Here is a 23,559-nt window from a genome sequence, read left to right as displayed (position 1 = left end):
AGAGATCCGGAGCCTCCCCAGGACCCGGTAACTGAGAGCCCGGTGGCCTGGTGCCGCCGGGCTCTCGCCGGTCCGGCCCGGGCAGCCCCGCTCACCTGCTCCGTTCGGTCCGCCGCAGGGCTGGGCGGGCCGCTTGCCCGGCCGGGGCAGGATGGCGGGGTGCCTACCCCGCCCCCCGCCGACGTACTCGAACCGCATGACGACACCGCCGACGAGATCGAGTCACGCGCCGAACTGAATCTCCACCTCCGGACCGGCAGCCTCGCCGGGCTGACCGTGCAGGGACTCCGGCTGGATCTCGATCCGGTGCCGGACCTGACCACGGTCGACCTGACCGGCACCCTCTTCGTCGGGTGTCGATTCGCCTCCCGGGAGGTGGAGGCGGAGCTGGTCCGGCGCGGCGCGACCGTGGTACCCGACTTCGCGGCGCTGCCCTACCCGACGCATCCGTCCCGGCTCTACACCGCCGACGAGCTGGCTGCCGGCTTCGACACCGGCGGCTTCGCCGGGATGTACGACACGGTGGTCTACGAACACTTCCGGGTCCACGGTGGTGCGCTGCCGGAGCTGCGGGAGGCGCTGGCCCAGCGGCTGCACGACCACGCGATCGACAACGCACTGGCCGACGCCACCCGCTCCTGGCTGCGCCGGCACGGGCCGGGTTCCGTCGTCGGGGTGATGGGCGGGCACGCGGTACCGCGCGGGACCTCGGCGTACCGGCTGGCCGCGACGCTGGGCTGGGAACTCGCCCGGGCCGGCCGGCTGGTGGTGACCGGCGGCGGCCCGGGGGTGATGGAGGCGGCGAACCTGGGTGCCTACCTGTCCGATCGGTCGGCGGCCGACCTCGGCGCGGCGATCGACCTGCTGGCCGCCGCCCCGGATTTCACCGACCACGAGCCGTACACGGCGGCCGCGCTCCGGGTCCGGGCCCGGTTCGCACCGGCGGTACCGCAGCCGCGCGACGGCAACGGCAACCACAACGGCGGCGGCAACGGCAATGGCGGCGGTGGCCGCCGGGACACCGCCGATCCGGACGAGTGGGCCCGGCGCGGTGGGCTCGCCATCCCCACCTGGCTGTACGGGCACGAGCCGGCGAACCTCTTCGCCGGCCGGATCGCCAAGTACTTCTCCAACGCGATCCGGGAGGACACCATCCTCCGGCTGGCCCGGGGTGGGATCGTCTTCGCCGCCGGTCGCGCCGGCACGGTGCAGGAGGTGTTCCAGGCGGCCACCAAGACGTTCTACGGCACCGACGGTGACAGCGGGCCGTACGTCTTCCTGGACAGCGCGTTCTGGACCCAGACCCTGCCGATCGAGGCGCTGCTGCGCCCGCTGCTGGCCCTCGCGCCCACCGGTGACCTGGCCCGCTCGGTGCACGTCACCGACGACGTGCACGAGGCCGTCCGGCTGCTCACCAGGGGATGACCGGAGGCCCCGGTCCGGGTCGGGTGGGCCGGGGCGGGTGGGCCGGGTCGGGTGGGCCGGGTCGGGTTCCGGGCTCTCCCGGACCGGGACCGTGGCCCACCCTCCGCCGGAGTGGAGCGCCGGAGCTACTTGGCCAGCGTCGTACCGGTCGAGCGCAGGTGCTCGCACGCCTCGACGACCCGCTGCGCCATGCCCGCCTCGGCCTGCTTGCCCCAGACCCGGGGGTCGTACATCTTCTTGTTGCCGACCTCACCGTCGACCTTGAGTACGCCGTCGTAGTTGCGGAACATGTGGTCCGCCACCGGCCGGGTGAAGGTGTACTGCGTGTCGGTGTCGATGTTCATCTTCACCACGCCGTAGTCGAGCGCCTCGCGGATCTCGGACAGCAGCGAGCCGGAGCCACCGTGGAAGACCAGGCTGAGCGGCTTGTCGCCCTTGTTGTACTTCGCGCCGACCGCCTGCTGGATCTCGTTGAGGATCTCCGGGCGGAGCTTGACGTTGCCCGGCTTGTAGACGCCGTGCACGTTGCCGAAGGTCAGCGCCGCCATGTAGCGGCCCTTCTCGCCGAGGCCGAGCGCGTCGACCATGGCGATGCCGTCCTCGACGGTGGTGTAGAGCTTCTCGTTGATCGCGTTCTCGACGCCGTCCTCCTCGCCGCCGACCACGCCGACCTCGATCTCCAGCACGATGTGCCCGGCCGCCGCCTCGTCGAGCAGCTGCGCCGCGATCTCCAGGTTCTCCGCGACCGGCACGGCGGAGCCGTCCCACATGTGCGACTGGAACAGCGGCTCCTCGCCCCGGGCCACCCGCTCCTTCGAGATGGCCATCAGCGGGCGGACGAACTTGTCGAGCTTGTCCTTGGGGCAGTGGTCGGTGTGCAGCGCGATGTTCACCGGGTAGTTCTTGGCGACCTCGCGGGCGTACGCGGCGAACGCCACCGCGCCGGTCACCATGTCCTTGACCGTCGGGCCGGAGAGGTACTCCGCGCCGCCGGTCGAGACCTGGATGATGCCGTCGCTCTCCGCGTCGGCGAAGCCACGCAGCGCCGCGTTCAGGGTCTGCGAGGACGTCACGTTGATCGCCGGGTACGCGTACCGGCCCGCCTTGGCGCGGTCCAGCATCTCGGCGTAGACCTCGGGGGAAGCGATGGGCATGTGAAACGCTCCTTACTAACCGCTCTCGGCCTGCTCGGCCGCTGTCTGGATGACCTCTTCCCACCTCCCCTCACGGTCCGTGCTCCGCGGGTGAGGGTCGATGCGCGGGCGTCGCGCGGTTCAGGTGGGAAAAGACTCGGTGGGTACGCCTGGACCGCGCTGTCCTCCCGCCCCGAAGTATCCCGTAGTCCGCTCGCGCCAATTCACCCACCCGGCCCTGGCTCAGCGTTCGGACCGGCCCGGCCACACGACACCGAGCAACCAGCTCACCACCGCCATCACGATCGCACCGTAGAAGGCCGGCCAGAAGCCGTCGATGTCGAACGGCAGGTCGAACACCTGCGCGATCCAGTCCGTGAGCAGGAAGAGCAGCGCGTTCACGACCAGCGCGAACAACCCCAGGGTCAGCACGTAGAAGACGCAGCCGACGACGCGGATGATCGGCTTGAGCACCGCGTTGACCACACCGAAGATGAACGCCACGACGAGTACGGTCAGCGCGTTGTGCAGCGCCGACCGCCCGGTCAGCTCGATGCCGGGCACCACCAGGCTGGTGACCCAGAGCGCCAGCGCACCGATCACCAGCCTGACCAGGAAGCCCACCGACTCATCGTGGCACGTGATCCGGGACTGGACCGGCGGTTTAGCCCGCTCCGGGACCGGGCACGGTGCTCCGGGTACGGGGCACCCGATCAACCCGTACGGTGGAAGCAGCGGCACGACCGGCAGGAGTAGGACATGGGCCAGCCCGACGAGGACTTCGCTCCCGGCGACCACCTCGCCCCCGAGGAGCGCGACCCGGAGGCGCCGGCCGCGGACGCCGTGGAGCAGGCGACCGTCGCGGACCCGAACGTCGAGGACCAGCCGGACGTCCAGCGCGGGCTGGAGGTCGACGAGTGGGACGCCCTGGAGCAGGCCCGGGTCGTCGGCTCCCAGGACGACGACTACCGCTGAACCCCGGCGCCGGCTTCCGGTTCAGGGGGTGACCCGTTCCGGGTATCTGTCGACCCACTCGGCCAGGGCGTCCCGGTCGAACGCCTCGAAGAGGCTGCGGCTCTGGGCCGGGTCCAGGCTCTCGATTCCGCCGCCCGGCCCGCGCTCCGGGTGGTAGGTCCAGCCGATCCCCACCGCGTCCGCCGCGGCCACCGTCCGCAGCGTGTCGAGCAGCTCCAGCGGGGTCGTGCCGTGAAGGTTGAGGACGACGTTCCGGCCGACCGCCCGGAGGATCTCCGCGACCCGGACCGGGTTGAGCCCGTCGGCCGGGTCGGTGACCTCGTGCAGCAGCGCCTCGACGAACCGCTGCCCGTTGCGGTCCCGGTCGTGCGCCCCCTGCGTCAGGCTGTAACGCTGGCGGAGCAGGTCCTGCGCGGCGGCGCCGTCGATCCGCTGGCAGCCGGCCGGGAAGACCCGGGCGGTGTGGTACGACCGCACCTGCTGTGGCAGGCACACCCGGACCCCGCCGACGGCGTCGGTCAGCTGGCGCAGCCCGGTGTAGGTCAGGGTCGCGGTCCCGTCGAACCGGATGCCGGTCAACGCGGTGACGGTCCGCTCGGTCAGCACGGCGCCGGCCGCCAGGTCGGGCCGGCTCCCGGGACGGTGGCTGCCGAGGTAGAACGCGGCACTGAGCTTGCCGAAGCCGTGCCCGGGCACCTCGACCCCGAGATCACGGGGGAGCGAGACGAGATAGAGCCGGCTCCGGTCCGCCGGCACGTGCACCATCAGCACGGTGTCCGCGCGGTGGCCGTTGCTCCGGCCGCTCCCGCCGTCGACGCCGAGGACGAGGAAGTCCAGCGGCGCGGCCGGGGCGGCCGGCCGGGCCGCGAGCGGCGGCGCGGCGACCTCCGACCCCGGCGACGGCGGCGCCACGGTACGGCTGAACGTCGGCACCGCGAGCACGCCGAGCATGGCGAGGGCGGCCCCGGCGACCTGGGCGGCGCGCCGCCGTCGGCGTCGGCGTACCACCCGCTGGTCGATCGCCGCACGCACCGGTCCGGACTCCGGGGTCAGCGACTCGTACCGGGCGAACGCCGCCCGCAACTCGTCCTCGACCAGCCGCCGATCCCGGCCACCACCCGGCTCGCGGCACCCCGGCGAGTCGTCGAACACCCGAATGTCGTCGTCGCTCATGCTTCTGCCTCCACGAATTCGGCCCGTAGGGTGGCGAGGGCGCGCGAGATGGACGACCGCACGGTTCCGACCGCGCAGCCGAGCACCTCGGCGATCTCGGCGTCCGGCAGGTCCTCGTAGTACCGGAGCACCAGTGCGGCCCGCTGCCGGCGCGGCAGCCGGGACAGCCAGCTCCACACCTGGTCCCGGTCCACCGTGGTCTCGGCGTGGTCGGCGCGTACGGCCACCGCCTCGTCGGGCTCCGCGCGCAGCAGCACCCGCCGTACCCAGGAGCCGCGCTGCCAGTCGAGGTACTGGTTGGTCAGCATCCGGCGTACGTACCGGTCGGGCACGTCGGCCCGAGCCACCCGCCGCCAGTTGAGCTGGACCCGCACCATCGTCTCCTGCACGAGATCCTGGGCGAGATGGGGATCGCCGGTCAGCATCACCGCGTAGCGCAACAGCGCGGTGAGCCTGGAGTCGGCGAACTCCTCGTACGTCACGGGCACCTCCGGCCTCTTCCCTAGGAGGACGGTTCGGCCGGGCCGAAACGTTGCGGGCCGGACGGTCCCGACGACGGTTAACCGACGCGACGGGACGGTCGGCGAGCTGGCACCATGAGCGACGTGTTGATCACCGTGACCACCACCCACCGGCCCGCCACCGACCTGGGCTACCTGCTCGTGAAGCATCCCGACCGGGTGCACAGCTTCGAGATGCCCACCGGTACGGCGTACGTGGTGTATCCGGAGGCCGGCACCGACCGCTGCACCGCCGCCCTGCTGCTCGACATCGATCCGCTGGCACTTGCCGGCGGCCGGGGCCGGCGGGGCGGATCCAGGAAGGGCGGATCCGGGCGCGGCGGCAACCCGACGCCGGACGGCTTCACCCTCGGCCAGTACGTCAACGACCGCGCGTACGCCGCCTCCAGTCTGCTCTCGTCGGCGCTGTCCACGGTCTTCCGCTCGGCACTGCGCGGCAGCTCGAAGGACCGGCCCGAGCTGGCGGCCACCCCGATCCCGCTGGAGCTGCGGGTCCCGGCGCTGCGTTGCCGGGGCGGGGCCGAGCTGGCCGGCAGGCTCTTCGCTCCGCTGGGCTGGACGGTGACCGCCACCCCGATCCCGCTGGACCCCACCCACCCCGACTGGGGCGACAGCCGGTACGTGGACCTCACCCTCACCGGCACGCTCCGGCTCGCCGACGCGCTCAACCACCTGTACGTGCTGCTGCCGGTGCTGGACGACGCCAAGCACTACTGGGTCGCACCGGACGAGATCGACAAGCTCCTCCGGGCCGGCGCCGGCTGGCTGGCGGAGCATCCGGAACGAGGGCTGATCATCCGCCGCTACCTGGCCCACCGGCGGGCCCTGGCCGGCGCCGCGCTGGCCCGGCTCGCCGAGGAGCGGCTCGTCGACGAGCCCGGTGACCTGGACACCGTCGTGGAGAAGCCCGACGGCGGGGCCGACGAGGAGGCCGGGCTGCCGGCCACCGTCGACCGGCAGCCGCTCGCGGCGCTGCGCCGGGCCGCCGTACTGGATGCGCTGGACCGCTCCGGCGCCACCCGGGTGCTCGACCTCGGTTGCGGCGGCGGCGCGCTCCTGACCGAACTGGTCCGCAACCGCCGGTACACCGAGATCGTCGGCACCGACGTCTCGTCCCGGACGCTGGCGATCGCGGAACGCCGGCTGCGGCTGGACCGTCTGCCGCCCCGGCAGCGCGAGCGGATCAAGCTGTGGCAGTCCGCGCTGACCTATCGGGACGATCGGCTGCGCGGGTACGACGCCGCCGTGCTGATGGAGGTGGTCGAGCACCTCGACCCGCCGCGGCTGCCGGCACTGGAGGCGGCCGTCTTCGGCCACGCCCGGCCGGAGACGGTGGTCGTGACGACCCCGAACGTCGAGTACAACGTGCGGTATCCGGGGCTGGCCGCCGGTGCCCTCCGGCACTCCGACCACCGGTTCGAGTGGACCCGGGCCGAGTTCGCGGACTGGGCGGGTGCGGTCGGCGCGAGCTACGGCTACGCGGTCACGATCAGCGGCGTCGGCGCGGACGACCCCGAGGTCGGCAGCCCGACCCAGCTCGCGCTCTTCACCCGGACCGCGCCCGGCACGACACAGCAGCCGACCGGCGCCGGCCACACCCTTCCAGGGGCGGACACGGCAGCCCGCCGGGACGACACAACCGACGGCAGCGGCGCCGACGGCGACGAAGGAGGTACCCGATGAGCACGCTGGACATTCCCGAGCTGGCCCTGGTGGCCCTGGTCGGGGTCTCCGGTTCGGGCAAGTCGACCTTCGCCCGCCGGCACTTCGCGCCGACCCAGGTGCTCTCCTCGGACACCTTCCGGGCGATGGTGGCCGACGACGAGAACGACCAGTCCGCCTCCGCCGACGCCTTCGAGGTGCTGCACCACGTCGCCGGAAAGCGGCTGCGCGCCGGCCGGCTGACCGTGGTGGACGCCACCAACCTCCAGCAGCACGCCCGGGCCGGACTGGTCACCGTCGCCCGGGAACACGACGTACTCCCGGTGGCGATCGTGTTGGACGTGCCCGAACCGCTCTGCTGGGAGCGTACGCAGGCCCGGCCGGACCGGACGTTCGGCCGGCAGGTACTCGGCCGGATGCAGCGGGACCTGCGGCGCAGTGTCGGGCGGCTGGAGCGGGAGGGCTTCCGCAAGGTGCACGTACTGCGCGGCGTCGAGGAGATCGAGGCCGCCGAGATCCGCTACGAGAAGCTGTTCAACGACCGGAAGGACCTGACCGGGCCGTTCGACATCATCGGCGACGTGCACGGTTGCCGGGCCGAGCTGGAGGAGTTGCTGCGCCGGCTCGGCTGGACGCTGCACCGCGACGGAAACGGGCGGCCGGTGAACGCCACCCACCCGGCGGGACGTACCGCGATCTTCGTGGGCGACCTGGTCGACCGCGGGCCGGACTCGCCGGGCGTACTCCGGCTGGTGATGGGGATGGTCGGCGCCGGCACCGCGCTCTGCGTGCCCGGCAACCACGAACAGAAGCTGCTGCGCAAGCTGCGCGGCCGCAACGTCAGGGTGTCGCACGGCCTGGCCGAGACGCTGGCCCAGCTCGACGCCGAGGAGCCCGGCTTCGTCGCCGAGATCTCGGCGTTCGTCGACAGCCTGGTCAGCCACTACGTGTTGGACGGCGGCCGGCTGGTGGTCGCGCACGCCGGGCTCAAGGCCGAGTACCACGGTCGGGCGTCCGGCCGGGTCCGGGCGTTCGCGCTCTTCGGCGAGACCACCGGCGAGACCGACGAGTACGGCCTGCCGGTGCGCTACCCGTGGGCCCGGGACTACCGCGGCGCGGCGATGGTCGTCTACGGCCACACCCCCACCCCGGCTCCGGAGTGGGTCAACAACACCATCTGCATCGACACCGGCTGCGTCTTCGGCGGCACGCTGACCGCGCTGCGCTACCCGAGCCGGGAACTCGTCTCGGTGCCGGCGGCGAAGGAGTACTACCCGCCGGCCCGGCCGCTGGCCGTCGACCCGGCCGCGTCGGCACCGACCGGGGCGGCCGGCCGACCGGCCGCCGGTGTGCGGGACGACCTCGGGCTGGACCTGCGGGACGTCACCGGGCGCCGGCACCTCGACTACGGCTACGGCACGGTGACCGTACCGGCCGAGAACGCCGCCGCGGCGCTGGAGGTGATGAGCCGGTTCGCCGTCGACCCGCGCTGGCTGCCCTGGCTGCCGCCGACCATGGCGCCCTGCTCCACCTCCACCGTCGAGGGCTTCCTGGAGCATCCCGCGCAGGCGTTCGAGGACTACCGGCGGGCCGGGGTCGAGCGGGTGGTCTGCGAGGAGAAGCACATGGGCTCCCGGGCGGTGGTACTCGTCTGCCGTGACGAGGCCGACCCGGCGGCACCGGCCGCCACCGGCCGGTTCGGCCCGGGTGACGGGGTGGTCTACACCCGGACCGGCCGGCCGTTCTTCGGCGGCGGGCTGGACCGGGCGCTGCTGGCCCGGGTACGCACCGCCGTCGGCAGTGCCGGGCTGTGGGCCGAACTCGACACCGACTGGCTGCTGCTCGACTGCGAACTGCTGCCCTGGTCGGCCAAGGCCGGCGCGCTGATCCGGGAGCAGTACGCCCCGGTCGGTGCGGCGGGCCGGGCCGCGCTGCCGGCCGTGCGGGAGGTACTGGACCGGGCGGCCGGGCGGGACCTGCCGGTCGCCGACCTGCGGGCCCGGATGGCTCGCCGGGCGGCCGACCTGCACCACTACACCGAGGCGTACCGCAGCTACGTACGGCCGACCGACGGGCTGGTCGGGGTGACCCTGGCGCCGTTCGCGGTGCTCGCCACCGAGGGCGCCTCGCACGCCGGCCGGGACCACGGCTGGCACCTGGCAATGGCCGACCGGCTGCACGAGGCCGATCCGGAGCTGTTCACCCCGACCCGGCGCCAGGTGGTGGATCTCGCCGACGAGGCGGCGGTGTCGGCGGCGACGGACTGGTGGCTGGAGCTGACCGGGGCCGGCGGCGAGGGCATGGTGGTGAAGTCGTACGCCGGGCTCGCTGCCCGGGACGCCGACGGCCGGCTGCTCCAGCCGGGTGTGAAGTGCCGGGGCCGGGAGTACCTTCGGATCATCTACGGCCCGGAGTACGCCGAACCGGACCAGTTGGCCGTACTCCGGCACCGGTCGCTGGGGCGCAAGCGAGGGCTGGCCCTGCGCGAGCACGGGCTCGGCCTGGCCGCGCTGGACCGGCTGGCCGAGGGCGCCCCGCTGTGGCGGCGGCACGAGCTGGTCTTCGCGATCCTCGCCTGCGAGTCGGAACCGGTCGATCCCCGACTCTGAGCCCTCCGCCCTGGTCGAGGTCCGGTCGATCCCGACTCTGAGCCGCCTTGCCCCCTGGTCGGCGACCGGTCGATTCCGGCGTCGACCGGGGCGGTCGGGGGCGAAGCGGCCGGACGGACGGTGTCGGTTCCGGCGGCGGTGGCATCGCGCGGCGACTGACGGGAAGGTCCGCCTAGACTGCTGTGGTACCCGCCACCATGCTGGCGGACCCTTCACCGCGCCATGCCGAGAGTTCCGGAGGTCGCCTCGTGCCGACGCCCATCACCACGCTGGCCCTGGGTCCGGATTGGCTGGATCCGGAGTGGTTGATCTCCACCTTCGGGCTGCTCGGCATCCTGGCCATCGTCTTCGCCGAGTCCGGGCTGCTGATCGGCTTCTTCCTGCCCGGCGACTCGTTGCTGTTCACCGCTGGCCTGCTCACCGCCGACGGCCAGTACATCACCTACCCGTTGTGGCTGGTCTGCCTGCTGATCACGATCGCGGCGATCGCCGGTGACCAGGTCGGGTACGCGTTCGGCAAGAAGGTCGGTCCCGCGCTGTTCCGCCGCCCCAACTCGCGGCTGTTCAAGCAGGAGAACCTGCTCAAGGCGCACGACTTCTTCGAGAAGTACGGTGCCCGGTCGGTGGTTCTGGCCCGGTTCGTGCCGATCGTCCGTACTTTCACCCCGATCGTCGCCGGGGTCAGCGGGATGCGCTACCGCACCTTCGTGGTCTACAACGTGGTCGGTGGCATCCTCTGGGGCACCGGGGTCACCGTGCTCGGCTTCTTCCTCGGCCAGATCCCGTTCGTCAAGGCGAACATCGAGTTCATCCTGATCGCCATCGTCTTCGTCTCGGTGATCCCGATCATCATCGAGCTGCTCCGGGCCCGGATGGCCGCCCGTCGTGGCACCACCCCGGCCGAGCGGGCCGAGCTGGAGCACGCGGCCCAGGAGGTGCAGCGACACCGCCGCGGCTACTAGGTCGGCGACGGCGCGGCCACCGGATCGGCGCGGCCGGAGCGTGGCTGGCCCGCGCCGCGGCGTGGTTGGCCCGCTGGTCGCGTCGGAGGCAGCGTCGTTGGCCCGCTGGTCGCGTCGGACGCAGCGTGGTTGGCCCGCTGGTCTCGCCGCCATCGGCCCGAGCCGAGACGACCGGGCTCACACGTTGGTCGCGCCGTCGTCGATCCGGGCCAGGAACTCGGCGGGCAGCTCCGGCAGCTCGGACAGCCGGCCGGCGACGAGCGCCCGGTAGGTCAGCCGGGCCGCCTCCTCAAGGTTCGCGGCCCGCCTGTGCGCCAGCTCCACGCTGTCGGCCAGCACCGAGCAGCCGTGCCGGCTCAACACCAGGCAGTTGGTGCCGTCCCGGGTCGCGTCGGCCGCCAACTCGGCAAGTTCGGCGGTGCCGGGCAGCCGAAACGGCACCCGGGTGACCCGGCGCAGATAGAAGCCGTGGTCGGTGGTGACGAGCCGGATCCGCTCGCCGAGCGCGTCGAGCAACAGCACGGTCTGCGGGTGCAGGTGCACGATCGCGTTCACGTCCGGCCGGGCCCGGTAGGTGGCAAGGTGCAGTTCGACCTCGCTGGTCGGCAGGGCCCGCCGCCTCGACGAGACGTCCGGGCGCACCTCGCCGGCCACCGTGGGCACGGCGGGACGGTCCGTCGGGACGGAGCCGTCCGGTATGCGCACCCGGACGAACGAAGAACGGTCAAGCCGGTCCAGCCAGGTGCCGCCAGCGGTCACCCAGCAGGAATCGCCGTCGGGCGACCGGGCGGACAGATTGCCGCCGGAACCGACCACCAGGCCGGTCCGGACGACGTCCTGCCCCACGTACGCGAGCTGATCCCGCAGGTCTCCCCGGAGATAGTTCACGCCGGAAGCCCACCCCGCCCCACCACGTCAGCAGCGGTCGGACCGTCTGGCGCCGTCCTGGACAGGACGGACACCAGACGGACCAGGCGCTGATTCAGCGAGCCTTCTTCGTGGCTCGCTTACGCGGCGGGGTCAGCAGGTCGGCGATCGTGGCGATCGCCGTCGGCACCAGGCGGTAGTAAGCCCACACGCCCCGCTTCTCCCGCTCCAGCAAGCCGGCTTCGGTGAGGATACGGAGGTGGTGGCTGACCGTCGGCTGGGAGAGACCAAGCGGCGCGGTGAGGTCACACACGCACGCTTCGCCCTCCGGTGCCGACTGGATCAGGCTGAGCAGTCGAAGCCGAGCGGGGTCGGCAAGGGCCTTGAGGACCCCCGCCAGCCGCTCAGCATCGGCGCGCTCGATCGGCTCGCCGGCAAGCGGCGAGATCTGAGGCATAGTCATTTCGGCCAACGCAGTTCCCACGTATTCCATCCTTCCACCAGCAGCATCGACCCGCCTGCATATCAGCAGATCCGAATCGGCAAACTTTTAGGCCACTAGGCCGAGGTCAGCCAACGTATAGGCTGCCCGGTATGGCAATCCGGCGGCTCGTACGGCCTCGCCCGCCCCACGATCAACAATAACCGCCACGCCCACGACCTCGGCTCCGGCCTCCCGTAACGCCTCCACTGCGGTCAGCACGCTGCTTCCCGTGGTGGAGGTGTCCTCCACCGCCAACACCCGGCGACCACTCACCTCCGGCCCCTCGATCCTGCGCTGCAACCCGTGCGTCTTGCCGGCCTTGCGCACCACGAAAGCGTCGAGTCGACGTGACGTCGCCGAGGCGGCGTGCAGCATCGAGACGGCGATCGGGTCCGCACCCAACGTCAGGCCGCCAACCGCGTCGTAGTCCCAGCCCGCCGTGAGGTCGAGCATGGTCCGGCCGACCAACGGTGCCGCCGCGTGATGCAGGGTCACGCGCCGCAGATCGACGTACCAGTCCGCCTCACGACCAGAGGACAGCACCACCCGACCGTGCACGACGGCAAGGTCAGTGATGAATTTACGCAGGTCGTCGTGGTCCCCCATGGCCGGTAAGGGTACTGCGCCAAGGTGAGAGCCGGATGGTCGCCCCGGTGACAGGGCGGTGCGCGCCGCTACTGCGGTGGCCGACGGGACCGAAAATCGGCTACTCTCCGCACTGAATCTTGCCTGCGGTCGGGTGTCCTCACCGCCGCGTCCGGAGCGCCGGAACCACGTCGTACGGCCGGATCACAACTCCCCGCGGCCGGTCCGACCCCGGGCGTCCTTGGCTACCGCCCGCCAGATCCTGCCCGGCGCGTGCCGCAGGCCGAAGACCGCCACCTTGTACTTCCAGTCCGGGACGCTGACCATACGGTCCCGATCCAGGTCACGAAGGGCATCCCGCACCACGTCGTCGGCGCGCAGCCACATCCAGTCCGGGGTCTTCGACATGTTGATGCCGGCCCGGTCGTGGAACTCCGTACGGGTGTAGCCGGGGCAGAGCGCCATCACCCGTACGCCCATCGGCCGGACCGACTGGGCCACCGACTCACTGAAGTTGGTCACCCACGCCTTGCTGGCCGGGTACGTCGACCCGGGCATGACCGGCCCAAAGCCCGCGACGGAAGAGACATTTATCACTGCGCCGTGGCGCCGCCCGGTCATCCCGGGCAGGGCGGCGAGGGTCAGCCGGAGCACGGCGTGCACGTTCAGCCGGAGCAGCCGGGATTCGTCGGAGACGGTCGAGTGCAGGAAGGACCGGTTGAGACTGATCCCCGCGCTGTTGACGAGCATGTCGACCGGCGCCGACGCATCGGAGAGCCGCTCCTCGACCGAGCCGCACCCCTGATCGGTGGCGAGGTCGGCCGGGAGGACGTCGACCGTGTTGCCGTGCCGGGCGGTCAGCTCGGCGGCGGACTCCGCGAGCCGGTCGGCGTCGCGGGCCACCAGCAGCAGGTCGTAGCCGTCGGCGGCGAGCCGCCGGGCGAACGCGGCGCCGATCCCGGCCGTGGCGCCGGTGACCAGGGCGCGCCGGGCACCGCTCCGACCCATCCCCGGGCGCGCGCCGGCATCGGAGCCGGCGTCCGGCGGGGGAAGGGCTGCTGGCACTGGCTTCCTCACCTTGACGACTTCGCGGGCGTACGGGACGACTTCGCGGGCGTACCGCAGAATTCGTTCCGGCGCGGCATCGACGGAGGCGGAGCGCGACGCGAGCCGCACCCGGCGGTCGTACCTGCCGGGCCCACCGGTACCGCTCCCACAAGGTAGCGGAGGGTCCGGAATCGGAAAAGACCGGCACCGGGCGGAGCCCGACTCCGCCGGCACGCCCGGACATCGGCCTCGCCCGGCCGCCACCCGCCGGCCTCGCCCCCGCCGCCACCCGGCTGGTCGCCGGCCGCCGAACGTGCCGGATCCCCCGGCGGCCGGAGCCGACCGGGGGATCCGGGTGCGCAGGCTCAGCTGGACGGCGGGTTGGACGGCGGGTTGCCGGGCGGGTTGGACGGCGGCCCGGCCGGCGGGTACTGCGGGTACCCGGGATCGGCGCCGGGGGTCGACGGCTGGCCCGGGTAGGGCGGCTGCTCCGGGTACGCCGCACCTGGCACCGGCGGCTCCCAGCCGGGCGGCTGCTTGCGGAAGAACTCGTTCGAGGCGGGCAGTGCGAGCAGGACGATCGCACCGAGCAGCGCCAGCAGCGCGATGATCGAGAGAACCGTCGTGACCGGCTCGCTCCAGGACGGCACTTCCGCCTCGAGCCGGCGCTGGATCTCGGCCGTGTCCGGCAGGTCCTCCGCGCCCCCGGTGCTCATCCCCGAGGTCGCCGTGCCGGCGAGGCCGAGCCCGGTGCAGCAGACGCCGATGCCGCCCACCACCCAGGTGGCGATCCGGGCGGCGTTGCGGCCCTGGTTGTTCAGCACGCCGAGCACCACCAGGCCGATGGCGATCAGCAGTTGCAGTACGGCGCCGAATGCGGTGACGGCGACGGCGAACCCCTCGGCACCCTCGGCGGCGGTACCGGCGTACGCATCCCGGAAGGCCGTCGAGATGGCGCCGAGCGTGGCGAAGCCTACTGCCGCGGTGACGGCGAGCATGGCGGCCGTCAGGTAGAGCAGGTAGGTGGCGATGGTGACGGTGCCCGGGCGCGGCCTAGCGGTCGACGCGGGATTGGCTGGTTCCGACACGGCTCTCCTTTCCTGGCGCGGGTCCCCCGACTCGGGGGCCCCGGGATCGGCTTGGGCGGATCGGGTGTTCCCGGATCGGTTCTCCCAGATTCCGGACCACCGTATCGGTACCGGCGCGGTCGTTTCCTGGTAAACCGCCGCTGGGTGGTGCGGCGTGCACCGGTGCGGACCGCGGTCGGCGAACCTGCCTCAGCCTGGGGTGACCCGGGCGGCGGCGTACTCGCCCAGGGTGGTCCGGTCCATCAGGCAGCCGCTGAAGGTGGTCAGCTCGGCCGGATCTCCGAGCAGTCCCCGCCAGGCTTCCCGGCCGGCCGCCGGGTCCAGCCGGTCGAGCAGCGTCGCCGCGTACGCCCTGCCGGCGGCCGAGCCGTTCGCCAGCAACCACGACAGCCGGGGACGGACCTCCCCGGCCCGACCCGGCAGTGCCGCCTCGACGGCCCGGTACGCCTCGGTCGGCGGCAACACCTGGCCGGCGAGGCCCACCCCGCCGAACGCGACGACATCGGCGCCGGCCAGTTCGCGTACCGCCGCGGTCAGGTCGTCGACCTGTCCCGGAAACTCGGTCATGGCACCAATGGTGACCCACCCCGGCCCGGAGCGCTCGCCGAGCGGGCCGGGGCGGGGCGGGTCCGTCAGGTCCGTCAGATCCGGTCGACGGTCAGCGACTCCTTGGTCTCCGCCAGGTCGACCCGGACGGTGTCGCCGTCCCGCACCTCGCCGGCCAGCAACGCCTTCGCCAGCCGGTCGCCGATGGCCGACTGCACGAGCCGACGCAGCGGCCGGGCACCGTAGATCGGGTCGTACCCGTGATCGGCCAGCCAGGTCCGGGCCGCGTCGGTGACGTCCAGGCCGAGCCGCCGGTCGGCGAGCCGCCGCCGCAGCCGGTCGAGCTGGATGTCGACGATCCCACGCAGTTCCTGCCCGGTCAGCGAGGCGAAGACCACTATGTCGTCGAGCCGGTTGAGGAACTCCGGGCTGAAGTGCGAGCGGACCACCGCGAGCACCGCCTCCCGACGCTCCTCCTCGCTCAGCGTCAGGTCGGAGACGACCGCCGAGCCGAGGTTCGAGGTGAGGATCAGGATGGCGTTGCGGAAGTCGACCGTACGCCCCTGGCCGTCGGTGAGCCGGCCGTCGTCGAGCACCTGGAGCAGTACGTCGAAGACGTCCGGGTGGGCCTTCTCCACCTCGTCGAGCAGGATCACCGAGTACGGCCGGCGCCGCACCGCCTCGGTGAGCTGTCCACCCTCCTCGTACCCGACGTAGCCGGGCGGGGCACCGACGAGCCGGGCCACCGAGTGCTTCTCGGCGTACTCGCTCATGTCGATCCGGACCATGGCCCGCTCGTCGTCGAAGAGGAACTCGGCGAGCGCCTTGCCCAGCTCGGTCTTGCCGACGCCGGTGGGGCCGAGGAAGAGGAAGCTGCCGGTGGGCCGGTCCGGGTCGGCGACTCCGGCCCGGGCCCGACGCACCGCGTCGGAGACCGCGGCGACCGCCTCGGCCTGGCCGACCACGCGGGCGCCGAGCGAGGACTCCATCCGGAGCAGCTTGGCGGTCTCGCCCTCCATCAGCCGGCCGGCCGGGATGCCGGTCCAGGAGGCGACCACCGCGGCGATGTCGTCGGCGCCGACCTCCTCCTTGAGCATCGCCCCGTCGGCCTGCAGGCCGGCGAGTTCGCCCTCGGCCCGGGTCAGCGCGGCCTTCAGCTCGGGGATCCGGCCGTAGCGCAGCTCGGCGGCGCGTTCCAGCTCGCCGTCCCGCTCGGCCCGCTCCGCCTCGCCGCCGAGCCGCTCCAGCTCCTCCTTGGCGGTGGAGATCCGGGTGATGTGCTCCTTCTCCAGCTTCCACCGCTCGCTGAGCGCGGTGAGCTGCTCGCGCTTGTCGGCCAGTTCCTTGCGGAGCCGCGTCAGGCGCTCGGCCGAGGCCGGGTCGGGCTCCTTGGCCAGCGCCATCTCCTCGATCTCCAGCCGGCGTACCGCCCGCTCGATTTCGTCCACCTCGGTCGGCCGGGAGTCGATCTCCATCCGGAGCCGGGAGGCGGACTCGTCGACCAGGTCGATCGCCTTGTCCGGCAGGAACCGGTCGGTGATGTACCGGTCGGAGAGGCCGGCGGCGGCGACCAGGGCGGCGTCGGTGATGCGCACCCCGTGGTGCACCTCGTAGCGCTCCTTGAGCCCGCGCAGGATGCCGATGGTGTCCTCGATGGTGGGCTCGCCGACCAGCACCGGCTGGAAGCGCCGCTCCAGCGCCGGGTCCTTCTCGATGTGCTCCCGGTACTCGTCCAGGGTGGTGGCCCCGACCATCCGCAGCTCGCCCCGGGCCAGCATCGGCTTGAGCATGTTGCCGGCGTCCATCGAGCCCTCGCCCCGGCCGGCGCCGACCACGGTGTGCAGTTCGTCGAGGAAGGTGATGACCTGGCCGTCGGAGTTCTTGATCTCCTCCAGTACCGACTTCAGCCGCTCCTCGAACTGCCCCCGGTACTGCGCACCGGCGACCATCGCGCCGAGGTCGAGCGAGACCAGCAACTTGTCCCGCAGCGACTCGGGGACGTCACCGGCGACGATCCGCTGCGCCAGCCCCTCGACGATCGCGGTCTTGCCGACGCCGGGCTCGCCGATCAGCACCGGGTTGTTCTTGGTACGCCGGGAGAGCACCTGGATCACCCGGCGGATCTCGGCGTCCCGGCCGATCACCGGGTCGATCTTGCCCTCCCGGGCGCTCGCGGTCAGGTCGACGCCGTACTTCTCCAGCGCCCGGTAGGTCTGCTCGGGGTCGGCGGTGGTGACCCGGCGGTCGCCGCCGCGTACCGCCGGGAAGGCCGCCACCAGGTCCTCCTCGGTCGCACCGGCCTGCTTGAGGGTGCTGGCGACCGCGCCGCCGACCCGGGCCAGCCCGGCCAGCAGGTGCTCGGTCGAGGTGTACTCGTCGCCGAGCGGTCGGGCGATCTGCTCGGCCGCGCCGATCGCGTTGACGAACTCGCGGGAGAGGCTCGGCTCGGCGACACTGGATCCCCGGGCGGCCGGCTGGTTCTCCACGGCCCGGATGGCGGCCCGCCGGATGTCGGCCGGATTCGCCCCGACCGCGCGCAGCAGCCCGGCCGCGGTGGACCCGCCGGTGTCGAGCAGGGAGAGCAGCAGGTGCCACGGCTCGACGGTGGCGTGGCCGCGCTGGTTCGCCGTCGCGACGGCGCCGGTGATGACTTCGCGGCTCTTCGTGGTGAGACGTTCGGCGTTCATGGGCTCCCAATACGGTCCGCCGGCCGTGGCACGGTCCGGCATCGGCAGCGTGGCGGGCGGTGACGCCGCCACCCGGCGACACCACCTCCAATACGAACGACACAACCAGAGTTGAGTCTATTCCACTCAAGTCTGCCCGCGTGACATCAGTCACATTCGTCGCCCGGCGCCGCTCCCCGCGGCGGCCCGACCCGCCGCACCCGGCCCGCCCTCCTCAACCGGTCAACCGCAGGGCGACCCACCGCCGGTCCGTACCGGAGCCCAGACCGAGCCACACCTCGCCGCTGGGCGGGTGCGCGGCGAACAACGTACCGTCGTCCAGTACCCGCAGGTAGTGGCCCCCGACCGGCCAGGGCAGCTGCGCGTACCGGCCCCGTTCGATCAGTCCAACCCCCCGGGGCGAGGTCACCGCCAGCCGCCCGGCGCCGAGCGGCACCGCCGAGACAAAGCGCTCCGGCGGATTCACCGGGTCGGCCGGCACCCAGCCCGGCGGCTCTCCGGCACCGGCCTGGCGCCACAGTCGTGGGAAGCGGGTCCGGTCGTCGGCATGCCCCACCAGCCAGGCGTCGCCGTCGGCCGCCATCATCGGCAGCACGCCCGACAGGCCGCCGCCGAGCGCCGGCAACCCGGCGATCGGCCAGCTCCGACCGCCGTCCGGCGAGACGGCCGGGTACGCACGACCGTCCGCCAAGCCGGCGGCGAGCAGCCGGTCACCGGCGTACGCCACGCCGCGCAGACCCGGCACCGGCGGCTGGGCCGGCACGCTCCGGCGGCCCTCACCGGTCCACCGCACCACCGTCGGCGACTCGTCATCGTCACAGCAGACCTGGTAGACGCCCTGCGTCCGGTGGTACCCGGCCGGGGCCCGCTCACCCAGGTGCCGCTGGAAGGTCCGACCGGCATCGCTGGAGACGTACCACCGCGCCGGCTCGACCCAGAGCACCAGGTGGTCGTTGCCGGCGTACAACTGCTGGAAGCCGGCCGGGTGCGGGTGCCGCAGGCGCTGCCACGAGCGCCCGCCGTCGGCGGTACCGAAGAGCAGGTTGGTCGGGTTCGGCCCGGACGGGTCCGGTGCAGGCTCGTCGAGGGCCGTCCGCCCGCCGTTGTCGGCGACGAGCACGTAGCCGCGCGCCGCGTCCAGGAACTCGATCTGGTGCGGCACGGCGGCCGGCGGGAGGGGCAGCCGCGCGGGTCGCGACTCCACCGACGGGTCCGGCTCGACCGGCCGGCCGGGTGCGGTCCGCCGGACCTGGCCGACCGGGCCGCCGGTGCAGCCGGCGACGAGCGCGACGGCCAGGACCGGCGCGAGTACCCGTCGGGTGCGCTCCTCACGCAGACGCATCGGTCACCTCCACCGGACACGAGCCGTCACCCGATGGCGGGGTTCCGCCCCCGACGCCGTTATCGGCTCTCGATCGACAACGGGTACGGTAATTCGCGTGCGAGTACGTGTGGAGCAGACGGCGTTGCCCGGGATCGGCGTACGTCACGACGTAGTCACCGCCTCCGGACGCCGGCTAGGTGTAGTCACACACCGCAACGGTCGGCGGGATCTGGTGTTGTACGACCCGGACGATCCTGATTCCTGCACCGCCGACGTTCCGCTCACCGACGACGAGGCCGAGGCGCTGGCAGACATCCTCGGCGCCTCGCTGATGCTGGGACAGCTCTCCGGGCTGCGCCAGCAGGCCGCCGGGCTGCTCACCGAGCAGATCGCCATCCCGGCCGGTTCCCGGTACGTCGGCCGGCCGCTGGGCGACACCCAGACTCGCACCCGTACCGGCGCATCCATCGTCGCGGTCCTCCGGGAGCGCGAGGTGATCGCCTCACCCGACCCAACCTTCCGGTTCGAAGCCGGCGATGTGGTGGTCGTGGTCGGCACCCGTCAGGGACTCGACGGTGTCACCGCGATCCTCGCCGAGACCGACCCGGACGGCTGAGCGTATGCATCACACCACAATCCTGCTAATCGAAACAGGCGCGCTACTACTCGCTCTCGGACTGCTCAGCCGGCTCAGCCGGCGGATCGGGCTCTCGCCGATCCCGCTCTATCTGCTCGCCGGGCTCGCCTTCGGGCACGGCGGCCTGGTGCCGCTCTCGGCCAGCGAGGAGTTCTTCGAGATCGGCGCCGAGATCGGTGTGATCCTGCTGCTGGTCATGCTGGGCCTGGAGTACTCCGCCGACGAGTTGGTCGGCAACCTGCGCGCCGCGGCCCCGGCCGGGCTGGTCGACGGCCTGCTCAACGCGCTGCCCGGTGCGGCCTTCGGGTTGCTGCTCGGCTGGGGCTGGATCGGCGCGGTCGTACTGGCCGGGGTCACCTGGGTCTCCTCGTCCGGAGTCATCGCCAAGGTGCTGGCCGACCTCGGCCGGGTCGGTAACCGGGAGACTCCGGTCATCCTGTCGGTGCTGGTGATCGAGGACCTCGCGATGGCGCTCTACCTGCCGCTGGTCACCGCGATCCTCAGTGGGCAGAGCCTGCTCGGTGGCGGCATCGCACTGACCATCGCGGTCTTCACCGTGGTCCTGGTGCTGGTGGTGGCGATCCGGTACGGCAACCTCATCTCCCGGCTGCTCTCCGCCCGGGACCCGGAGGCACTGCTGCTCGGCGTGCTCGGCCTGACCCTCCTGGTCGCCGGCATCGCGGCCGGGCTCCAGGTGTCGGCGGCGGTCGGCGCGTTCCTGGTCGGCATCGCGCTCTCCGGGCCGGTGGCACACAACGCGACGGAGTTGCTCTCGCCGCTGCGCGACCTCTTCGCCGCCGTCTTCTTCGTGTTCTTCGGCCTGAACACCGATCCCCGGGCGATACCTCCGGTGCTGTTGCCGGCGCTGGCACTGGCCGTGGTCACCATGGCCACCAAGGTGTTGACCGGTTACCTGGCGGCGAAGCGGGTCGGCATCGGGCTGCCGGGTCGGTGGCGGGCCGGTGTGGCGCTGGCGCCGCGCGGCGAATTCTCCATCGTCATCGCCGGGCTGGCCGTCGCCACCAGCGTGGTCAATCCGCAACTCGGCCCGCTGGCCACCGCGTACGTGCTGATCACCGTGGTGACCGGGCCGATGTTGGCCCGGCTGCCCGATCTCGCCTGGTTCAAGCGGTGGCTACGCCGGGCCGCCGCCGGTGGCCCGGCACCGGCACCGGCTCCGGAGTGAACCGGGGCGCGGTGGGGTCCGCGACCCACATGGCGGGATCACCGATGCGCCGGTTCCACCACGGCGTAACGGGTTGATGAAATAGCACGTGACGGCCCTTTCGCAGGCTGGCAACAGCGCGTTACCGTGTCGCCGCAGTAGCCAAGGTCTTGCGGGGGCCGGGTGCCCGGCAGCCGCGCGAGCGGAAAGGCGGCCCGTTGAGCGTGCAGGACTCCGCGTTCCGGGGCTTTGCCAACCCGGTGGACCCGTCTCCCGCCGAGCTTCGAGCCTGGGCCTACGAGCCGGACTCGGTCCCGCTGCACACCATGCCGAAGGACTGGGACCTGCTGGTCTCCGGCGACCGACTGATCGGCACACTCTTCGATCTGGCGATGGACCAGTCGTGTCCGGCCCGCCGGTTCGCGCTGCACTGCCTCTACATCTATGCGGCGGACGGCATCCGGACCAAGTTCCGGGCCCATCCGAAGCGGCGGCTGCGGAAGCTGGTCGAGCAGGCGGAGCGGCTCGGCGACGAGCCGATGGCCATCTGGGCGCACAACACCCGGATGCTCCAGGCGAGGCCGCAGCTGTTCGACTACCGCGACTGGTGCGAGGGCGGCCTGGTCCGGCAGGCTCGCCGGCTGAGCTGACCCGGGCATCCGACCGTTGACGCTGCCCCGGGCACCCGACCGGTCGACGGCGATCGGTGGGCCGGGACCCCCCGTGGACCCCGGACCACCGGCCACCTGCGGTGCCGGCGCGGTGCACGGGACCTGACCTGCGTACCGGAGGACCGCGTCCGCGGGACTCGCACCATCAGTCAGGTTACTGATCTCACCGGCCCCGCGGGCCGGAAACCGGTGGTGGGCCGGGCGGACTCCCGCAGCGGTGATCCTCGGGCGGGCCAGGCGGGGCCGTCGACCGGGATCGACCAGGAAGAGCTGGCGCTCGAAGTACCTCTCCACGAGCGCCAGCCGGGTTCTTCGCTTGAATCGTCGCTACCCCGGACGACGGTCGTCGTACCGGTGTGCGTGGATGCCGACCTGTTTCGGGCGCGCCGGGACCCGGTCCCGGCGAGGCCTACTCGCACCGCATCCAGTTGAAGTGGTAGGTGGTACTGACACTGCCGTCGGTGGAGTCCATCATCATGAAGCTGGTCGTCTTCGGGTCCGACGTGCCCCGCATCACCCGCAGCTCCGTGTTGATGTTGAACAGCCGCACCTCACCACAGGGGGCGTAGACCAGCTCGGCCACGTCCGTGACGTCGGTCGTCTGCCAGCTGTCACTGATCGGACCGGCGATGTTGTGCGTCGCGCTCGCCGTCGCCGACGTGCCCTGGATGTAGTAGCTCGCCCGTTGCATGCCGCTGGCGCCGCGTTCGAGATGGGCGAAGCCGCGGTAGTCGGCCTGTCCGATCGCGTACGTGAAGCCACCCGGGACGTTCACCTGGAGGACCAGCTGGCAGTTCTTCCGGAAGTCGGTCGGCAGCGTGCCCGCGCCGGCCTGGGCGAGGTAGTCGCTGTACGTCACCGTGAACGCGGTGTTGTCCGGCGCCGTGGCGACCGCCGCCGTGCCGAGCCGGCAGCCCGACCCGTTGACCGTCTGGATCTCGACGGTGATGCGCTCGGCGGGTGGGTTGGTGGTCGGTACGGGGTCGTCGAGTACCGGCAAGCCCATTAACGACGCCGCCAGACTGCCGATGACTAACGTGTGCAACATTTTCCGGGGCTCCCTTCGGTCATCGTCGCGCGAGCCGTTGCCCGCGCGATGTATCGAACTTCATCCATTAACTTGGATGACCCTCTTCACCGGTTCCCGCACCGGCCCGACAGGCCGACCGGGCGGGCCCCCGCCCTCCAGGGCCGGGGTGCCGGAACAGGAATCCGGCACCCCAACCCGGAGGGCCCACGTCAGGCCTCTTCGCACTTCTTCCATGCAAAGTGGTAGATGGTGTTGATAGCGCCGTCCGTCGAGTCCATCGCCATGAAGCTGGTGGTGGTCGCCGGGTTGGACGTGCCGACGTTCACCCGCAGCTCGGTGTTGATGTTGAGGAAGCGCATCTCACCGCAGGGCGCGTAGCTCACCGAGGTCAGTTCCTCGGTGTCCGTCGTCTGCCAGCTGTCGTTCAGCGGGCCGCTGAACGAGTGGCTCCGGTACGTCGTCGGCGAGGAGCCCTGGAAGTAGTAGTTCGCCCGAGCCACCGCGGTCGCACCGTTCTCCAGGTAGGCGTAGCCGCGGTAGTCCGCCTGGAGGATTGCGTAGGTGAAGCCCTCCGGGACGTGCACCTGCAGGGCCAGCTGGCAGTTCTTCCGCGAGTCGGTCGGCCGCGCCCCCACGCCGACCTGGGCGAGATAGTCGCTGTAGGTCACCGTGAAGGCGGTGTTGTCGGGGGCGACCGCGACGGCCGCGGTCCCGGCCGGACAACCCGAACCATTGATGGTAATGACCTCGATGACAATCTTCTCTGCCGGAGGCTCCACGGGCGGATCCGTCGGGATGACAATCGCGCCGCCGAGCATCGAAGCAACGAGACTGCCAATGGCCAGCACACTGATCATGGGTTCCCTCCCGATCGTGCCGATAATGTCGCGCGCGTACTTGTACCCTAACTCTATTTATTGATGTTCGTCAATGTCTTATACCTGAATGCACAACGGCGGGAAGAGTGC

Annotated in this window: 22 protein-coding genes; 8 read left to right on the top strand and 14 right to left on the bottom strand. The window is 72.0% G+C overall.

The genetic code is table 11. The features are described from left to right. Window positions 1-159: 159 nt before the first annotated feature. Entirely contained in the window at window positions 160-1,425 is a 1,266-nt protein-coding gene (locus EV371_RS07500; protein ID WP_165436627.1) for an SLOG cluster 4 domain-containing protein, read from the top strand. Between the two features lie 125 nt (window positions 1,426-1,550). Here EV371_RS07500 and fbaA read toward each other — a convergent pair whose 3' ends face one another. Both fbaA and EV371_RS07490 read right to left on the bottom strand, forming a co-directional pair. Further along, window positions 1,551-2,579, bottom strand: a complete 1,029-nt coding sequence (gene fbaA, locus EV371_RS07495; RefSeq protein ID WP_130461407.1) for a class II fructose-bisphosphate aldolase — start codon at window positions 2,577-2,579, stop codon at window positions 1,551-1,553. A 222-nt stretch (window positions 2,580-2,801) separates the two neighbouring features. Continuing rightward, window positions 2,802-3,182 carry a phage holin family protein gene (locus EV371_RS07490; RefSeq protein ID WP_130461406.1) on the bottom strand — a complete coding sequence of 127 codons (381 nt, stop codon included), beginning with the start codon at window positions 3,180-3,182 and terminating at the stop codon, window positions 2,802-2,804. Window positions 3,183-3,317: 135 nt separating this feature from the next. Between EV371_RS07490 and EV371_RS07485 the strand changes: the two genes are divergently transcribed. Continuing rightward, on the top strand, window positions 3,318-3,533 hold the full coding sequence (locus EV371_RS07485; protein WP_130461405.1) for a hypothetical protein: 216 nt from the start codon (window positions 3,318-3,320) through the stop codon (window positions 3,531-3,533). A 21-nt stretch (window positions 3,534-3,554) separates the two neighbouring features. Here EV371_RS07485 and EV371_RS07480 read toward each other — a convergent pair whose 3' ends face one another. Both EV371_RS07480 and EV371_RS07475 read right to left on the bottom strand, forming a co-directional pair. Then, window positions 3,555-4,706 carry an LCP family glycopolymer transferase gene (locus EV371_RS07480; RefSeq protein ID WP_130461404.1) on the bottom strand — a complete coding sequence of 384 codons (1,152 nt, stop codon included), beginning with the start codon at window positions 4,704-4,706 and terminating at the stop codon, window positions 3,555-3,557. Beyond that, complete coding sequence (locus EV371_RS07475; RefSeq protein WP_130461403.1) at window positions 4,703-5,188, bottom strand: SigE family RNA polymerase sigma factor; 486 nt, start codon at window positions 5,186-5,188, stop codon at window positions 4,703-4,705. Before EV371_RS07475 ends, EV371_RS07480 begins: the two co-directional genes overlap by 4 nt. Before the next feature lie 123 nt (window positions 5,189-5,311). Between EV371_RS07475 and EV371_RS07470 the strand changes: the two genes are divergently transcribed. The 3 genes from EV371_RS07470 (at window position 5,312) to EV371_RS07460 (ending at window position 10,460) form a co-directional block, all read left to right on the top strand. Next, window positions 5,312-6,910, top strand: coding sequence for a 3' terminal RNA ribose 2'-O-methyltransferase Hen1 (locus tag EV371_RS07470; RefSeq protein ID WP_130465727.1), 1,599 nt, complete (start codon window positions 5,312-5,314; stop codon window positions 6,908-6,910). After that, window positions 6,907-9,498: a polynucleotide kinase-phosphatase gene (locus EV371_RS07465; RefSeq protein ID WP_130461402.1), complete on the top strand. Its 2,592-nt coding sequence runs from the start codon at window positions 6,907-6,909 to the stop codon at window positions 9,496-9,498. The genes EV371_RS07470 and EV371_RS07465 overlap by 4 nt, the downstream gene beginning before the upstream one ends. A 248-nt stretch (window positions 9,499-9,746) precedes the next feature. After that, a complete protein-coding gene (locus EV371_RS07460) occupies window positions 9,747-10,460 on the top strand; it encodes a VTT domain-containing protein (protein ID WP_130461401.1) in 714 nt (237 codons plus the stop codon). Window positions 10,461-10,637: 177 nt separating this feature from the next. On the opposite strand, the gene EV371_RS07455 is transcribed toward EV371_RS07460, so the two are convergent. From EV371_RS07455 to EV371_RS07420, 8 genes are all read right to left on the bottom strand, one after another. Next, window positions 10,638-11,348 (bottom strand): class II aldolase/adducin family protein, encoded by a 711-nt coding sequence (locus tag EV371_RS07455; RefSeq protein ID WP_130461400.1) that lies wholly within the window; start codon window positions 11,346-11,348, stop codon window positions 10,638-10,640. 94 nt (window positions 11,349-11,442) lie between these two features. Then, window positions 11,443-11,820, bottom strand: coding sequence for an ArsR/SmtB family transcription factor (locus tag EV371_RS07450; RefSeq protein WP_007073957.1), 378 nt, complete (start codon window positions 11,818-11,820; stop codon window positions 11,443-11,445). A 57-nt stretch (window positions 11,821-11,877) separates the two neighbouring features. Next, a complete protein-coding gene (pyrE, locus tag EV371_RS07445; RefSeq protein WP_130461399.1) occupies window positions 11,878-12,417 on the bottom strand; it encodes an orotate phosphoribosyltransferase in 540 nt (179 codons plus the stop codon). Between the two features lie 183 nt (window positions 12,418-12,600). Continuing rightward, window positions 12,601-13,404 (bottom strand): SDR family NAD(P)-dependent oxidoreductase, encoded by an 804-nt coding sequence (locus EV371_RS07440; protein WP_130465726.1) that lies wholly within the window; start codon window positions 13,402-13,404, stop codon window positions 12,601-12,603. Between the two features lie 404 nt (window positions 13,405-13,808). Then, on the bottom strand, window positions 13,809-14,531 hold the full coding sequence (locus EV371_RS07435; RefSeq protein WP_207230435.1) for a hypothetical protein: 723 nt from the start codon (window positions 14,529-14,531) through the stop codon (window positions 13,809-13,811). A 189-nt stretch (window positions 14,532-14,720) separates the two neighbouring features. Next, the gene (locus EV371_RS07430; RefSeq protein WP_130461398.1) at window positions 14,721-15,098 is read right to left on the bottom strand and encodes a hypothetical protein; all 378 of its coding nucleotides are present in this window, start codon (window positions 15,096-15,098) and stop codon (window positions 14,721-14,723) included. A gap of 74 nt (window positions 15,099-15,172) precedes the next feature. Further along, window positions 15,173-17,764 carry an ATP-dependent chaperone ClpB gene (gene clpB, locus EV371_RS07425; RefSeq protein WP_130461397.1) on the bottom strand — a complete coding sequence of 864 codons (2,592 nt, stop codon included), beginning with the start codon at window positions 17,762-17,764 and terminating at the stop codon, window positions 15,173-15,175. A gap of 214 nt (window positions 17,765-17,978) precedes the next feature. Further along, the gene (locus tag EV371_RS07420) at window positions 17,979-19,106 is read right to left on the bottom strand and encodes a hypothetical protein (protein WP_130461396.1); all 1,128 of its coding nucleotides are present in this window, start codon (window positions 19,104-19,106) and stop codon (window positions 17,979-17,981) included. A 97-nt stretch (window positions 19,107-19,203) separates the two neighbouring features. On the opposite strand from EV371_RS07420, the gene EV371_RS07415 reads away from it, so the two are divergent. From EV371_RS07415 to EV371_RS07405, 3 genes are all read left to right on the top strand, one after another. Beyond that, entirely contained in the window at window positions 19,204-19,704 is a 501-nt protein-coding gene (locus tag EV371_RS07415; protein WP_130461395.1) for a cation:proton antiporter regulatory subunit, read from the top strand. A gap of 4 nt (window positions 19,705-19,708) precedes the next feature. Then, window positions 19,709-20,911 (top strand): cation:proton antiporter domain-containing protein, encoded by a 1,203-nt coding sequence (locus EV371_RS07410; protein ID WP_130461394.1) that lies wholly within the window; start codon window positions 19,709-19,711, stop codon window positions 20,909-20,911. A 197-nt stretch (window positions 20,912-21,108) separates the two neighbouring features. Continuing rightward, entirely contained in the window at window positions 21,109-21,540 is a 432-nt protein-coding gene (locus tag EV371_RS07405; RefSeq protein ID WP_130461393.1) for a hypothetical protein, read from the top strand. A gap of 430 nt (window positions 21,541-21,970) precedes the next feature. Here the strand turns inward: EV371_RS07405 and EV371_RS07400 are convergent, their stop codons facing one another. Together EV371_RS07400 and EV371_RS07395 are read right to left on the bottom strand one after the other, a co-directional pair. Continuing rightward, entirely contained in the window at window positions 21,971-22,609 is a 639-nt protein-coding gene (locus tag EV371_RS07400; protein ID WP_130461392.1) for a DUF4360 domain-containing protein, read from the bottom strand. 191 nt (window positions 22,610-22,800) lie between these two features. Then, entirely contained in the window at window positions 22,801-23,448 is a 648-nt protein-coding gene (locus tag EV371_RS07395; RefSeq protein WP_130461391.1) for a DUF4360 domain-containing protein, read from the bottom strand. Window positions 23,449-23,559 lie beyond the last annotated feature (111 nt).

This window comes from Plantactinospora sp. CNZ321 (genome assembly GCF_004217235.1).
The sequence above is the reverse complement of the archived record's forward strand: the minus strand, read 5'-3'. Positions and strand labels throughout refer to the sequence as shown.